Source organism: Actinomadura scrupuli, assembly GCF_050971785.1.
In the GTDB taxonomy this organism is placed as follows: domain Bacteria; phylum Actinomycetota; class Actinomycetes; order Streptosporangiales; family Streptosporangiaceae; genus Actinomadura_E; species Actinomadura_E scrupuli.
Genome location: NZ_JBPCCU010000017.1, coordinates 50,913 through 64,694 on the forward strand (window position 1 = coordinate 50,913; position 13,782 = coordinate 64,694).

8 protein-coding genes are annotated in these 13,782 nt (G+C 66.3%); 1 reads left to right on the forward strand and 7 read right to left on the reverse strand.

Features of this window, described 5'->3' with window-relative positions:
• Window positions 1–55: 55 nt before the first annotated feature.
• From ACRYCC_RS42950 to ACRYCC_RS42960, 3 genes are read right to left on the reverse strand one after another with little or no spacing between them, the layout of a single operon-like run.
• A complete protein-coding gene (locus tag ACRYCC_RS42950) occupies window positions 56–1,711 on the reverse strand; it encodes a DUF262 domain-containing protein (protein ID WP_433819963.1) in 1,656 nt (551 codons plus the stop codon).
• Window positions 1,712–1,721: 10 nt separating this feature from the next.
• Window positions 1,722–2,675, reverse strand: coding sequence for a hypothetical protein (locus ACRYCC_RS42955; protein WP_433819964.1), 954 nt, complete (start codon window positions 2,673–2,675; stop codon window positions 1,722–1,724).
• Window positions 2,665–3,933, reverse strand: coding sequence for a DUF3696 domain-containing protein (locus ACRYCC_RS42960; RefSeq protein WP_433819965.1), 1,269 nt, complete (start codon window positions 3,931–3,933; stop codon window positions 2,665–2,667). The genes ACRYCC_RS42955 and ACRYCC_RS42960 overlap by 11 nt, the downstream gene beginning before the upstream one ends.
• A 61-nt stretch (window positions 3,934–3,994) precedes the next feature.
• Here ACRYCC_RS42960 and ACRYCC_RS42965 point away from each other — a divergent pair, with 61 nt between their 5' ends.
• A complete protein-coding gene (locus ACRYCC_RS42965) occupies window positions 3,995–4,591 on the forward strand; it encodes a hypothetical protein (RefSeq protein ID WP_433819966.1) in 597 nt (198 codons plus the stop codon).
• A 906-nt stretch (window positions 4,592–5,497) separates the two neighbouring features.
• Here the strand turns inward: ACRYCC_RS42965 and ACRYCC_RS42970 are convergent.
• The 4 genes from ACRYCC_RS42970 to ACRYCC_RS42985 are packed head-to-tail and all read right to left on the reverse strand — an operon-like array spanning window position 5,498 to window position 13,393.
• Window positions 5,498–6,577, reverse strand: coding sequence for a hypothetical protein (locus ACRYCC_RS42970; RefSeq protein ID WP_433819967.1), 1,080 nt, complete (start codon window positions 6,575–6,577; stop codon window positions 5,498–5,500).
• Window positions 6,574–11,028: a hypothetical protein gene (locus tag ACRYCC_RS42975; protein ID WP_433819969.1), complete on the reverse strand. Its 4,455-nt coding sequence runs from the start codon at window positions 11,026–11,028 to the stop codon at window positions 6,574–6,576. Before ACRYCC_RS42975 ends, ACRYCC_RS42970 begins: the two co-directional genes overlap by 4 nt.
• Entirely contained in the window at window positions 11,028–11,756 is a 729-nt protein-coding gene (locus tag ACRYCC_RS42980) for a hypothetical protein (protein ID WP_433819970.1), read from the reverse strand. Before ACRYCC_RS42980 ends, ACRYCC_RS42975 begins: the two co-directional genes overlap by 1 nt.
• Complete coding sequence (locus ACRYCC_RS42985; protein ID WP_433819971.1) at window positions 11,753–13,393, reverse strand: hypothetical protein; 1,641 nt, start codon at window positions 13,391–13,393, stop codon at window positions 11,753–11,755. The genes ACRYCC_RS42980 and ACRYCC_RS42985 overlap by 4 nt, the downstream gene beginning before the upstream one ends.
• Between the last annotated feature and the right edge of the window lie 389 nt (window positions 13,394–13,782).

Consider the following 13,782-nt stretch of genomic DNA (forward strand, 5'->3'; position numbering starts at 1 on the left):
CTCCAGTTCGGGACTACCGAGTCTCGAGCCCAATGCCCCCGAGCGATGTGAGACCTCACTCGGTGTCGATGTCGGTCTCACCCTCGCCGGGCATGGCGGCGAGCCCGAACCGGGCCATGAACGCCCGTTCACGCTGGGCGAGGAAGTCCCGCCGTACCTCGATGAACCCCTCATCGTCCCCGGCCGCGAGCCGATCCATCGCCTTCCTCGGGATTCCGTGACTGGCGGGCACGGAATCACGGAGACCGTCGGGGAGGTTGAGTAGGATGTCCTTGACCAACTCTCTGGGTTCTGCCGTTATAATGATCCGGTTGGCAGGGCTCAGCGTGGCATATCGACTGCGTTTCATGACAATGCTTCGATAGGCCGAGGAGACGCCACGGGCGAGCATGTCCACGCCATTTAGCTTGAGCCCGTCCCTTGTCAGGCGGTTGGAAAATTCCTGCAAGTCCCAGATTATAAAGGCGCGAACCCGCGCGCTTCGCAGATCGAAGCGATCCGGGAACGGACGAGCTTGGACGCCCTTTGGAGTAATCGCACCTCCGCCCCTCGCGAGCCTTCTCATGTCCGAGATCGCCCGGTTTATCTGCGTGGCACCAGCGCCTGCGAAGTATCCCGACCAGGATGTCACCCAGAACCAGCGCGTCAACTCCTTTAGTTGTCGCGAATCCGGATCCGGGCGGTGATGGAAGAACGTAATAAGCAACATCAACTGGTCGTTGTACGGAATCAGTCCCGCCAACGGCACCCCGACCACGTCTCGCAGGAAGATCACGGCACGGATCAACGCCTCCTGGGTGGCTTCAACGAAATCGCGGAGTTCCCCTTGTACGTGCGTTGCCAGCGCTTCCCATCGAGTCCCATGGGACCTGTCCTCGCCAGCAATGGCGAGCAATGCGCGGAAGACCACGTCGGAGGAGAACTCACCAAATCCTGTAGCCGCGACCTGCTCTGTGACGGTGTCGAGGTGCTCCGCGAGAGAGGGTTTGCCAGCACGGTAGGTCAGTGCCGACAACATGTCACTGGGGCGCATCGCCTGGCCGGCGGTGTTGATCCGAGTGAACACCTCCACGGCATTGGAGAGGTCCCCACCGACCAACCGGACGACCGATACCTGGTAGGACCTGATCCTCTGAGCTGCTACCTCGGCCTCTCTGATCAGCTCTTCAGCGTCCATCCCTTCGGGGGGGGCGTTAAAGAGCTGCCTCGAGAAAGCCAGGAAATCGCGAGCGCGCAGTATGGCGCGGAGAGGCAGGTAGTTACTTGGCGGGTTGGCGCTCTTCCAAAGCTGATACCTCAGCATGCCCTTCGCCTCACCCAAGACCCGGTAAGGGGACCACATGAAGTCATCTTGCTTGGGCGAGCGTAGGGCAGGGGCCGGGCGCCGCAAGGTCCCGTACAGAGCCGCCAATCGCTGGTGACCGTCAAGGACGTAGGAGACCGGACGGCCCCATGGGGGCGGCGTCGGCAACGGAAGATCGCCGATGGTGTCGAAGGTGTCGAACACCTCCTCGGTCTCCCAGAAAAGCAGACTGCCGATCGGATAGCCGCGTTCGATGCTGTCGAACAGCTCAAGGATCTGCTGGGAGCGCCAGACGAACGGCCGGGGGAACCGTGGAACCCGAAGCCTGCCCTCGTCGAGGAGCCTCATTAGCTCCTCTAGCCGGAAGGCCTCCGGTCTGACGGAGATCTCGGGGTCGTCCGCTGCCATGCATCTACCCTTACAGGATCTCTCGCAGCATCGCGAGAAGGGCGCGCAGCTCATCGGGCACGGCCCGGCCGATGTCACGGCTGAGGTCGGTGTCGGTGAGGCGGTCTGCCATGGACTCGAAGGTGGGCAGCAGCAGGTTCTGGCCGAAGCCACCGTCCGAGAGTCTGGCTATCGTCCTGGGGGCTACATCGGCGAACAGCTCCCGCTGCTGCTCTGGCACTCCGTTCGTCTTCTTGAAGCCGTACTTCATGTCGAAGTGCCCGCGCTGGGCGTGGTCGAGCTTCTTGAGATGGCTGACCCTCGCCATCGACTTCCGGATCGGCTTCACCGCGTGCAGCACCTTGTTGGGCACGTAGTTCTCGGCCTCGCGAAGCGTTAGCACATGGACCCGCATACCTAGCGCGCGGAGCTCCGCAATGCGGTGTGCGTTCTTTTCCGGGGTACCCGGCGCCAACCGGTCGCTATCGAGCAACGCCGCCGCACGCCTGACCTGGTGGAAGGAGCCGTGTTCCTCTCGCGCGCGCCGGTAGATGTCTCCGCCGCCGCCGTGCCCGAACTCCAGCCAGCGCTTGTCGAGAGCCTCCAGGATGTCCGAGGCCCCGAAGATCTTGGCGACGGCTTTGACAAAGCACTTATCGGATCCGTCGTTCTCCACTACGAGGACGGCCGGGCGGTCGAGGTCCTCGACAAGTTCCTTGAGATCCTCCGGGGTGATCCGCACCGGCTGTGGAGCCATCGCCGTCCTGTAGGCATGCTGCTGCTTGGCGGCCAAGCTGGCGAGCTTCTTGTACGTCGGCACGCGGCGCGGAGCCATGTTCCGTTCAATGAGGGATTCGACGGCCTCGACGAGCTGTGGGTCGATCACCCACGAATGCCGGCGCTTGTTGAAGTGGCCGAGGAGGGTTGAGATCTCGTCCGCAGGCTCGTCCATCTTGAGGAGCGCCACTGTCAGCTCAATTCGCATCGCTCTCCAGCTGCGTCTCCTGAGCCTCGGCAAGGGCGCGCACCTCTTCGAAGCTCTCTTCGAAGATCCCTTCCGGCCAGTAGTCCACGTTGCCTAGTTCATCGACGTTGATTTGCCGGACGACCGACGACTCCCCGTCATCGTCGATGAAGTAGAGCGCGAGCCGATCCGCGTCCAGCTGGCCCTCTGCGACGCGTCGGCGCAGTCGCAGCAGGAAGGGCTCGCTGTGCGTCTCCACAAGAAACCGGACACGCTGGTTGTCGACAGCCCTGATGTAGAGATCGGCAAGCATGGCCTGAGCGGACGGATGCAGATGGAGTTCGGGCTCCTCGATGATCTCCAGGATGTCCTGCTCGGGCGGGCTCAGCTCATCCTGCGCGCGACGCACCAGGAATGGCAGGATCTGGGCGATCCCGGTCCCTGATTCGGTGGCCGGAACCCACAGCTTGGGATTCTTTCGCGACTGCAGGCCGATCATATAGCCGTCGAGGTGGGGGCGAACTTCCAGTTCCCAAGCTGGGAGGGGAGCACGAAGGTACTCGTTGACCTTCTCGATGAGACGGCCCTTCCGACGAACATGATGGAAGACGAGGATCTCAGCCGCGCGGCTGCCGAACTCGTCCTGGACGGGCTCTCGTGTCGGCAGCCGGACCAGGCGCTTGGGCTTCAGACGGAACGGCCCCAGGTGACGGACGAGCCCGAAAGACGAACGGATGCGCTCGGCGTCGAACCATGGGGCGTCACCGTCCGGCAGTTCCGTCGGCACCAGCCCCCTGAAGTTCAGTAACGTCAGGTCGGTGTCGTCGTCCGTCCTCTGGTAGGGCTGGGGTTCGGATTCCTCCAGCTCCTCCGAATCCGCTGAGATGGACCACTCGTAGGCCACGGTGTCGCCGCCGGACCGCAGCGACCAATTCACCACGCGCTGGATGTACTCATCAGGGAGGTCCTGGATGACCGCGTTGAGCGCGTACTCCTCGCCTTCGGGGCCGGTCATCCCAAGGCCCACGAAGATGTTGCGCACCTCCACCCGCCCGTTGACTAGGTCGATGAAATCCGGGGCGTCGTCGCCGAACTGTTCGAGGTCTAGGGGGGTCGAGTGGTCGTTGCGGATCCCGGTCTGCAGGATGATTGGGGCTCGGACCAATGCGCTTTTGCCGGAATTGTTCTTCCCTAGCACTACGGTGATCGGGCGCAGCTCGACATCCTGCCGCTCCGCGAAGCACCGGTAGTTGCGGAGAGAGAGATTCACCAGGGCCATGTGCACAGACCCTAACCGGACCGACGCTGGCGCAGAGCAGAACGCCCCCAACATCCCCAGCATGTTCCCCTCCTCCTACAGGTTCATGGCGCACGTCGAGGGCGGCATCGACCGGCTGACCGTGACGGACGAGTGGGCGCGGTTCTTCCGCGCCCACTCGTCCGATGAGGAACGCTCCTGGGAACCAGTGTGGCGGCAGCAACCGATGGAGGCGCCGTCACCGTCCGCTCCGCCTGGGCAAGGTGAAGCCCCAGCCACTCAACGGCGACCAGTCGGAGATTGTGACGCGGGCGGGTCCGCGAGCACGAGCAACTGGCTCGTCGTCCTGTTCCTCGTGACCGCCAAGCGGGGCGGCGTGGACCGCGGCGAGGCGTGGGTGTTCCAGGCTCGGATGTCGGCGAGCGCACTTGGCAGGAAGCCGCTGTTCCTGCGGCGGACCGTCGGGACGGCGGGCGGCGACCAGGCCGAACGGCGCCAGCTCACGGTGGCCCACCGCATCTACCCGGAGTTCGGGATCGGCCACAGCGTCGCCGTCCATGTCGAGCAGTCCCGGCGACCCGGTGCGCGCCATCCGGATCTCGACCGCCGCCGTGCCCGCCACGAGGTGCTTACGACCGACGTGCCGAAGGGCCGGCACCGACCCCGGCCTTCCACTTGAAGGGTCGACATGGAGCAACTCGCCGGGACGGACGTCGACGAACTTGGGCCGCCCTTCCCCGCTGGGCCGCCCGGCTGCGTGCCAGGCATGCAACACCTCCGGCCACGAATACGCGGCCGCCGCCCGTCGTCGGCGGAAGGCCCACCCCGAGGGCGCTGGTGCGACCAACGGCATTGGGCACCGCCGCCGCTCTATCGGGCGAAGGTGAGCGTCCTTCGGCGCTTCCAGCGGCCCCTGCGGGCAACAAGAAGAAAAGGAACGCCACAGGTTCGAGGTGACGACATAGCCGATCCGGCCCGGTTCGGTCACGGTCCCGATGAAGCCGACGAAACCCGCCAGCGGGCCGGTGGTCAGCAACACGTAGCAGTTCCCGCACCCATCGCCGGCCACCGGCAACCAGCCCTTGGCCTGCCAGCTGGGATGGAGGGCGGACCTGACGGCGACGTCGACCGATTCCTGATCTGGTCGCGCACCGAACACTCCGCCGGGCCGATTGCCTCGCCCTTGCATACGCGAAGCCACGAGACCAGGTCATGGGGCAGCTCAGCCACCAGCCTTCGGGCCAGGTCAACCAGATCCGCCTCGCCAGCTCCACCCGGAAACGGCTGTTCCGGTGCCCGCGGCACCCTGGCCAGCAACCAGCGCACGTGGTCCTTCAGGTCACCGACGTGCATAGCACCAAGCTTGACACGCTGACCGCAATGAGGGAGTCCGGCCAGCCGTCATCAGCCTCGACGCCATGGCTGAGCAGGGCGCTTCCCGACCCCATCGACGCTGACATCAAGGTCACCCGGCGAGGCCAGCTCGACGGCCTCCCAATACACGCAGGTCGCATGCGGTGACACCGTTCTCGGCACCGACAGGCCCATTTCGCGTTTCTCCGGCGCCTTGAGGTGTGCACAGAGGTCAGACTGTGGTGAGCTCTGCCCATAGATAGGGGTGCTGACGCAGGGCTCTGAGGCCGAGCCGCTCCTGCGGAATGCGGCGGCGAGCGAGCAGCAGTTCGCGTCCCTGCTGGCGCAACGCGACGGGCAGCCAGCGACAGGCTGCTTCATAGTCAGTTCCGGCGCGTGTGTTGCTGTCGTCGTTACTGTTCCAACGTGACGGGCCGTCCAGCAGGTATCGGTAACAGGACGCGGCTGGGCGCAAGGGGGGTAGTCCTGCCGTGTTGGCTTGCGCGGCGGCGTTCACGGCGGTGAGAAGTCCGGCCAGGTCAAGGTCCCCAAAGTAGTGAGCGGCTGTGGGGGCAGGTTCGAGCATCGGGATGCTCAGGATGCTTTGGCAAAAGCCGTTGCCATGTCCCCAGCCGAGGTGCAGGTCGGGTCTGCGGTCTTGAGGCAGGTCACGCAATGCGGTGAGGAAGGAGGTGTAAGTGGCCCGGTTTTCCAGGACCAGCAGCCTGGTGGGTCCGGTGCCCGGTACGTGTTGGGAGACGAACGGCAAAGGCGGTATGAAGCAGGCGAGAAGATCCAGGGTGAGGGCTCTGGAGGTGAAGAGTCTGGTCTTCAGGTAGCCGTCGACGGCCTTCTCGTCGTCAAAGAGTTCCAGGGACCGTTCCTGGACGGGGACGAACTCCGGGGAAGGGTCCTCGCGCATCCAGGTGGCGATCCGGTGCAGGATGTCCTGCTCGTTGGGGCGTGTGGCGATGGCGCCGGCGGCTTCGAGCGCCGGTGGCCACACGCGCCGGGTGAGCTGCGGGCGTGGCGGTGGAAGCGCCTCGACGCGGAGGACCCAGACAGGGATCGCGGGTATGGTCCGCGTATCCCAGCCGGTACGTGAACGTGCCGCCGGCAGGGTGAGGTGCCCGGCGTCTTGGAGTTCATCGAGGGCGCTGCGGAATCTGGCTGGGCCTTCGGCGTCCCCCACCAGGGCGGGGTCGAATTGGCTGGCTCTGTTGAACAATTCTTCGACCGGGATCCGCTTGCCTTTGAACTCTGCCACGAGCTGGGCGAGTCCGGCCGCAAGTGGTGACAGCGGCCAGGTCATCCGGGATCCTTGTGCAGAGCGGCCGGGTCTTGGTCGCTCCACGGGTGGTCGGTGTGCGCGACGCGGATGCCGGTGATAATGCTGGTCTTGTCCATGCTGGCTTGGTCGGTGCGGGTTTCGGCGACGATGTAGCGGCGGCTGCGGGTGCGGCCTTCGCGGTTGTCGAGGCGGATGACGTTGGGGAATTGGACTACCGCCGCCGGGTCTTTGACGCCGGTGGTGTAGATGAGTTGGACGCCGTGGGAGGCTGCAACGTCGCGTTGCAGCCGCACCAGGGATGCGGACGAGGCTCTGCCGATGGGGTTGTCGAGCAGCAGGACCCCTCCCGAGTGTCCTTTGCGGCCAGTGTGAGCAGCGCGTAGCGCGGCGAGTGTGCAGTACAGCGCCACGCATACGGTGAGTTTCTCCCCACCGCTCCATTTGGCGAGCCGGCTGATGTCCTCGGTGGTGGCGGCGGTACCCTCGGTGGGCTTGAGGACCTTGACGGTGAAGCCGCGCGGTCCTGCCGCTTCGTGAACGGCGGCCTTGAGCAGGGGCATGCCCTCGGGTTTGAGTCCTTTCTCCACCTGGCGGTCAATGACCCGCTCGGCGTAGACGACCAGGTCGGTGTCGCCGGGCCGGTCGAAACTGATCCTGAGAACCTTCTTGTCGGCCCAGGAGCCGGATGCGGTCTTCATATGGGAGGCGCGTTCGGCCTTGCCGAGCATGTCGAGGCTCTCCTTCACCAGGTGCGCGAGCGCTTCACTGATGATGGCCTGATCCTGGGCGATCGAGCTGAGTTCACCGTCCAGGGTCTGCGCGCGCAGCCGCAGCTTGTCGCCCAGTTCTCGCGCATGCGGGCCGAGCAGGGCCGGAGGGTCGTTAGCGACCCGGTCCTTCATCGGCCCGGAGATCCCGGCGTAGCGGGCAGCCGTCCGCCGGAGCCTATCCACGGATACGTTGAGGTCGGTTTCGGTGAGGCCGAGCGCCTTGGTCGCGGCAGTGACCGCGTCTCTGGCCTGTCGGGCGCTGGTGCGAGCGGTGTCCTCGTCGCCGGCGAACGGCTCTGCGGTGTTCTGGCCCGGGTCGGGGAGTGCTTCCAGCAGCGTTCCGAGGAGCGTCTTGCGGTTCTCGGCACGTCCTGTTTCCTGCTCGACGCTGCCGATGTGGGCTTCGGCTTGAGTGAGCCGCTCTTGCGCGCGCTGGTTGCGGGTCTCCTGTTCGGCGGCGAGCGCGTCCGCTTCTGCAGAGCTGGTCGGGATCAGGGGCAGCGTTCGGCGTGGTGGCTGACGGTAGAGCCGTTCGACCTCTTCAAGTTCGGAGCTGCGCTGTTGCACCCGACTGCGGGCCGCGCCGTGCTTGCCTGTCGCTGCTGCGAGATCCTGCCGGGCGCGAGATAGGGCGGCGGAGCGCAGATGCGGTTCCTGTCCTTCAGGTGAGGCCAGCAGGGCACTTGCGGCGGCGCGGTCGTCGGCGGCCCGCTGCCCGAGCTCCTGTTCGGCCTCGGCTACCCGTTGGATGAGGTTTTGCACTCGGTCGGCCAGCACCGACTGGGCGGCGCGTGTCTCCAGGGCTTTGAGTGCGTCCTGCTGGCGGCGGCGCAAGGCATCCAGCGGCGTCGACGGGTCCCCGGAAAGCTCGATCGGGCTGGAGGCGGTCTCGGGGAGACCGTCGCGCTCGGACCGATAGCCTGCCGCCCGGACCCGTTCTGCTCCGGCTGCGCTCTCGCATCGTTGAGCCGTGATGAGTGCTTGCCGCGCGTTCCGGTTATGGGTCTGTGCGCGTTGATCCGCGTCATCGCCGCGCTTGCGTGCGTCCTCCAGGCGGTCGTGCCAGGTCTGCTCGGCAGCTAGGGCGGGAATCAGCTCCTCCAGCCAATTGACGGCCGCATCGATCCGCCGGAGGTCGCCGCTCAGGGTGTCCCTGCGGGCAGTGTCCAGTCGGTCTGCGTCACTGAGGCCCTGTAGTTCTGCTCTGTTGTCGGCTTGTTCTTCCGTGATGGCTTGGAGCCTGCGGTCGAGTCGTTCAGTCTCCTGGTCCAGAGTCGCCAGATGGCCGGCCGGGCAGTCGCTGAGGAACTGGCTGATCTGGCGGGCGAGCTCGTCGTCTGCTGTGCGCTGGCGGGCCAGGTCTTTGTCCTTGAGGATATGGGCGTGCGCGCGTTCCTTCAGCAGCCGGATCGCTGCCTCTGCCTCGTCCGGGTCGATCAGACCAGGCTGGAGCCGGGTCCAGGCCGCTGCGGCCGATGGCGTTTCAGGCAGGCCGCGAACCAGAGTCTCTGCGACGTGCGCGGAGTAGACCCCGACCAAAGAGGTGGTCACAGCGGAGCGCGTGTCCAGGAGCCGCACGGCGTCGGTGACCTGGCTGGTCGCGACGATCACGCCGCAGCCGAGCCGGGCGATCTCGGAGATGTTCAACGCCGTCAGCAGTTCGTGAGCGGGCATGACCTCACGCAGATGACTCCAGCCAGTCTGCGCAGGAACCCCGGCGTCGATGAGCTCGCGTGCGATCCGTTCGGCGTCCAGGCTGGAGGGCAGCACCTGGTTGCGTTCTTGCGCCTCGATGGTCCGCTGGTCGGCATGCTGCTCAGCGCGACGCAGGATCCGCTCGTCGTCGGCGGCGATGATTGCATCACTCAGCCGACGCAGCAGAATCGGGCCTTCGACCCACAGGTCGACGCTCTCGTCAACGGCGGTTTCGGCCAGGCCGCGGAGCCGCTCGGAGCCGGTGAGTTCGGCTAGCCGGGCGCCCAGATCGGTGCGCCGTGTCACTGTGCTGGTGCGGGTCCCATCCGTGGTGCTGTGCTCGCTCGCCAGGACGGTGTCCCTCTCGGTGATCTGTGTGCGACGGTTCTGGCGGACCTCGGCTCGTGCCGTGAGCTCGTCACATTCGCGCTCCAGCCTGGTGCGTTCGGTTTCTACGGCATCGAGGTGCGTTCGGGGTGGAGTGCTGTGGGTGGGCAGATATCCGCGGGTGACGCCGTCGCGGCGACGCTCGTCGAGCGTCTCAAGCTTGGTACGGGCTCGGGACTCCTCAGCGGCCGCTGTGGCCTTGTCCGTGTGGGCGCGCTTTTCCAACTCCTCCTCGTGTGCGAGGGTCTCCTCGGCGGTCTCTCGTTGCTCATCAGCGAGTTCTGCCGCGAAATCAGCCTCTTCAGCGAGCGTGTCGAGCCGTCGCCGCAGCAGGGTCGCGTGCCGGGCGTGTTCCTGCCGCAGCGGCGCGAGTTGCTCTTCCTCGACGGCAGCCGCCTGCTGGGCCTGAGCCAGGCGCGACCGCAGTTCCACGACCGTGGCCAGTTGCAAGGTGGTCTCCCATGCCAGGACCACTCCAGTCGCATCATCGACCTGCTGATTGGCCTGTTGCTCTTGGGCTTGTGCCTCGCCCAGGCGCAACCGAGCCCCTTCCCTTCGGTAGAGGTAGGCCAGGTCACCCGCGGTCGACCGGTCGGTGTTGGCCGCAGTGCGGGCCTCCACGAACGCGGCGAGCTGTTTCTTCAGGCTCCGTTGGAGACCTTCGGCAGCGGTGACGGCACAGGTGAACGAGGCGGCCAGCGTCTCAGCTGCGGCAGTGACGGCGCTCAGCTCGCGCGCGGCAGTCTGGAGGTGGCCGTGGCAGGCGGCGACCTCGTTCAGGTCGTGAGCGGCGGCGCCACAAAAGTCGCGTTCCTCAATTTTGTGCGGTTTGGCGGCAAGCAGCGCCGTGACGCTCGCCAGCCGGTTAGCGATGCTGGTGGCCGCGTCGGGCTGGGTGGCCAGGTCCAGCAGGAAGTCAATGAAGTCCTTGGCGGCCGGGAACTTGAACAGATCCTCCACGCCGCCCTCCACGTGGTTCATCTGCTTTTGTGTCCGGAAGATCTCCGGGTCCAGATGCCGGTCCAGCAGCGCTTTCGCCCACACATGCTGCTTGTCGGTCGCAACCAGGGTGGCGTGCCGGGCATGCGGTCTGACCAGTTCGCGGAGTTTCTCCAGGAACAGGTTCAGGCGCCGCGGCCGCCCCGACTCGTCGGTGAACGGCAGCGTCTCCAGCCCCAGAACGCCGGGGAGGGCGTAAAAGGCGTAGAAGGTGCTATTCAGTTTGTCCCTAGACTCGGCCGCGTTCGCGGGACGTCGCAGATCCGCCCATTCGTGCACGACCCCGGTGACGAGAACATCCTCCGCGTCGCCCAGCAGTGTCCGGCCGGTCTCGTGTGGCTGCCACACCGCGATCACGTGGGAGGTGTCGCCGGTGTCAACGTAGTCGGTGAGGCTTCGCTGCACGCTCTTGCCCATGAAGTCGTTGGCGTGCGGCAACAACAGCGCATAGGTCAGTGACAGGATGCTGGACTTGCCACCGCCGTTGCGCAGCCACACCACCGAGTCCTGCGGCGCGGCTCCCCCATCGGTGGGCGCAGTAAGGTCCAGGGGCAGGTCGGTGAACCGGGCGGAGTGTTCGCCGACCATTCGGAACCGCAGCGCGGCAAGCTGGTAGGCCATCAGAAGGATTCCCTCCTACGCTGCAGCTCGGCGATGAAGGTATAGGCCCGCTCGAGAGCGAGCTCCTTGGCGTGCACGCGGAACCGCTCCGTCAACGTCCAGGTGTCCTCGGCGGAACCGTCGACTCGGGCCATGCCCTGACCCGTCAGCCACGTCAAGATCGCCTGGACCCAGTAACGGGTGCAGCGGCTGCTCAGCTTCCCCGCCCCCCGGCCTGTCTCCCCCACATGCACCGACGGCAGACTCACATACACCCGCCACGCCTCATCCAGGCCCTCCTCAGGGATAACGTCGCCGGCTGCGTCGTGGGAACGCAGCCGCTCGCACAACTCGCGCAGCCAGGCGTCGAAGTCCCTCGCCGAGATGTGCCGGACCCTGTCATCGTCGAGTTCCTCGGCGCTGGGATACGCGAACGCGACAAGGCCGGTGAGGATCAGACCGGCCAGCAGCCTGTTGTCCGGCTTGCCGGTGTAGGGCATGTCGGAGATCCGGAACGCCAGTGGAGACTCGGGCTCGACCGCCAAGATGAGCCCGAAGTCTCCGTCCGACAGCACCTGTGCGCCCAGCCCGTGCAAGATCGCGTTCGTGGCCGCCTTGAACTCCAGCTCGGTCCGGTAGCGGCCCAGGACCCGTTGATAGTCGGGGTTACGGCCTGGCCGCTGGGTGGGCCGGAGCGCGAACGCCACCAGGATGCCGATGTCGGTGTGGTCGGTGTGGGTGAGGCTCATGGCGCCTCCTTTGACGCGAGCGTGCCGGCGCCAGCTTCGGCGATGACCGGCACCGGGTTCGCCTCGGCGAGGACATCGGCGTCAGGGGCGACGATGACGTCGTCCCCGTCCCAGCCGGGCAGCCGCAGCGGGGTGCCATCGGTGTCAACGACGGTGCGCACGCCCAGGATGCGGGCCATCAGATCCTCGGCCATCCGCCCGCCGTCGTCGTCGGCGTCCTCGGGCGAGAACGCCCACAACACCGCCAGGCTCAGCACCTCAGCGCCTTGCTCTTGCACAGTGCGCGAAGGAGCCCGGGTGTCGTTCAGGCACGCGTGCACAAGACGCGACAGCCGGGCGGGCAGGCCGACGCTGCGTACCGCGCGGACCGCCACCTCGACGATCTCCGGCCGGATGAGTGGCGCCGGGGGATCGGCTAGGACGGTGTCCTCGTCCGCCCGCTCACCGGTGGCGGCGTTGGCGTTGCGCGACCACAGGTCGTTGACCAGCCGGTACAAGCGGGGTAGCCGGGGGCTGCGGGGCCCCCACATGTCGATCAGGAACCGCTCGGTCAAGGCGCTCGCTTCGGGTCCACCGAGCGCCAGCACCGGCAGGAACACCTCCCGTTGCGGGTCCGGGACGCTGATCGAAGCGGGCGGCCGGAACGCCTGGCGCTGTTGTTCCTCCAGGAACACCCCCCGCGCCGCGATGACCCGCTGATGGAGCGACTCATGGCGGCGCTGGCATTCCTGCAACAACTGCGCGATCCGCAGAGCGGCCGTCAGCAGCTTCGTATCGCTGCTCACCAGCGCTTCGCGGGCCTTGGCGAGCAGACGCCGCTCAGCGCTCAGCCGTTCCCGGATGTGCTGTCGTGCCGCCTCCAGACTGTCAGGCACCGCGGCGGCCCATTCCTCCTCCACCACCCGCAAGTCACGACGCGTCTGCTTGAGCAGCCGGTCCAGGCCCTCGGCCAAACCGACTGACAACAGCCGCGCCCGCTCAGCCGATTTCAACGCGGCGTCGAAGGCATTGCGGGCCAGCTGCCGCTCCAGCACCAGCTCGGTGGCGACCTGCTCGTCCTCGACATCAAAGTCCAAGCCTCCGATCAGCGCGTTGATCGCATCTTTCGTGGCTCGCAACACGTTCTCGTCCCGGGCCGCATGGTCATGCTCGACCAGCAACGAAAAGGGCACCTCACGCTGCCGGTGACCGGCTTCCTGACTGGAGTAGTCGCTGGTCACGTACCGGAACGGAGCCTGGCGCCCAGGCCGGTTCAACAAAGCGTCCACCACGAACACCGCGACGTCCTGGTGCTCGGCGGCCGGCCGACCGGGCGCCGCCAAGCCGGCCAGCTCCGACAAAGCGGCGACCACGTCCGGCCGGGTCGCCTCGAATTCGAAGCCCTGCCGGGCCACTACCAAGTCGATCGCTGTCAACGCCAGCGTCACGATGTCGTAGATGCCTTCCGGCCAGTCCCGGCGGCGGGCCGACAGCGCCGCCTCGATCACCGGACTAAACCTCAAAAACGCCGCCACCCGCGCGGGAAACGAGGACTCGTGCGCGCTGAGCCCCTCGGAGCCGACCACGAGCGCATCAGCCGAGAGGAGCGCTGCACTCCGGCCGCCAGCGCCGTCGGCCTCCTCAAACAGGGGCTCCATCTGGATGCCTTCCGCAGCAATGCTCCCATGAAGCGAGATGGTAGGACTTGATCAGAACCATCATGCTGACAGACCGTCGCCGAGCGGCGACACTTTCGGTAGATCGATCGCGGTCCTGACCGCTTGTGGCTAGTTGACCGCACCTGCCCCAAGTCATCGAAAGCGGTCCGTAGCCGGGTGGTTCCACGGCATGTCGGCCGGGCAGCAGTGAATGTCGGGTGACGACACCTTCCTCCCTAGTAGGCAGATCGCCCGCAGAACAATCGTCAGCCCGGGAACGACGGTGCGCCCCGGCATGGTGGCGGCCAGCTTGAACTACGCCTGTCGGTCCGGTGACCCTTACCCGCTTCCCGCAGTGCCCGGCCTGATCAGGTCCGGCGGGCCGACAC

Bases quoted from the DNA above. Each gene is read 5' to 3' on its own strand.
- ACRYCC_RS42960 (WP_433819965.1), bottom strand. From the start codon at position 3,933: ATGGCCCTGGTGAATCTCTCTCTCCGCAACTACCGGTGCTTCGCGGAG.
- ACRYCC_RS42950 (WP_433819963.1), bottom strand. From the start codon at position 1,711: ATGGCAGCGGACGACCCCGAGATCTCCGTCAGACCGGAGGCCTTCCGG.
- ACRYCC_RS42980 (WP_433819970.1), bottom strand. From the start codon at position 11,756: ATGAGCCTCACCCACACCGACCACACCGACATCGGCATCCTGGTGGCG.
- ACRYCC_RS42975 (WP_433819969.1), bottom strand. From the start codon at position 11,028: ATGGCCTACCAGCTTGCCGCGCTGCGGTTCCGAATGGTCGGCGAACAC.
- ACRYCC_RS42970 (WP_433819967.1), bottom strand. From the start codon at position 6,577: ATGACCTGGCCGCTGTCACCACTTGCGGCCGGACTCGCCCAGCTCGTG.
- ACRYCC_RS42985 (WP_433819971.1), bottom strand. From the start codon at position 13,393: ATGGAGCCCCTGTTTGAGGAGGCCGACGGCGCTGGCGGCCGGAGTGCA.
- ACRYCC_RS42955 (WP_433819964.1), bottom strand. From the start codon at position 2,675: ATGCGAATTGAGCTGACAGTGGCGCTCCTCAAGATGGACGAGCCTGCG.
- ACRYCC_RS42965 (WP_433819966.1), top strand. From the start codon at position 3,995: ATGTTCCCCTCCTCCTACAGGTTCATGGCGCACGTCGAGGGCGGCATC.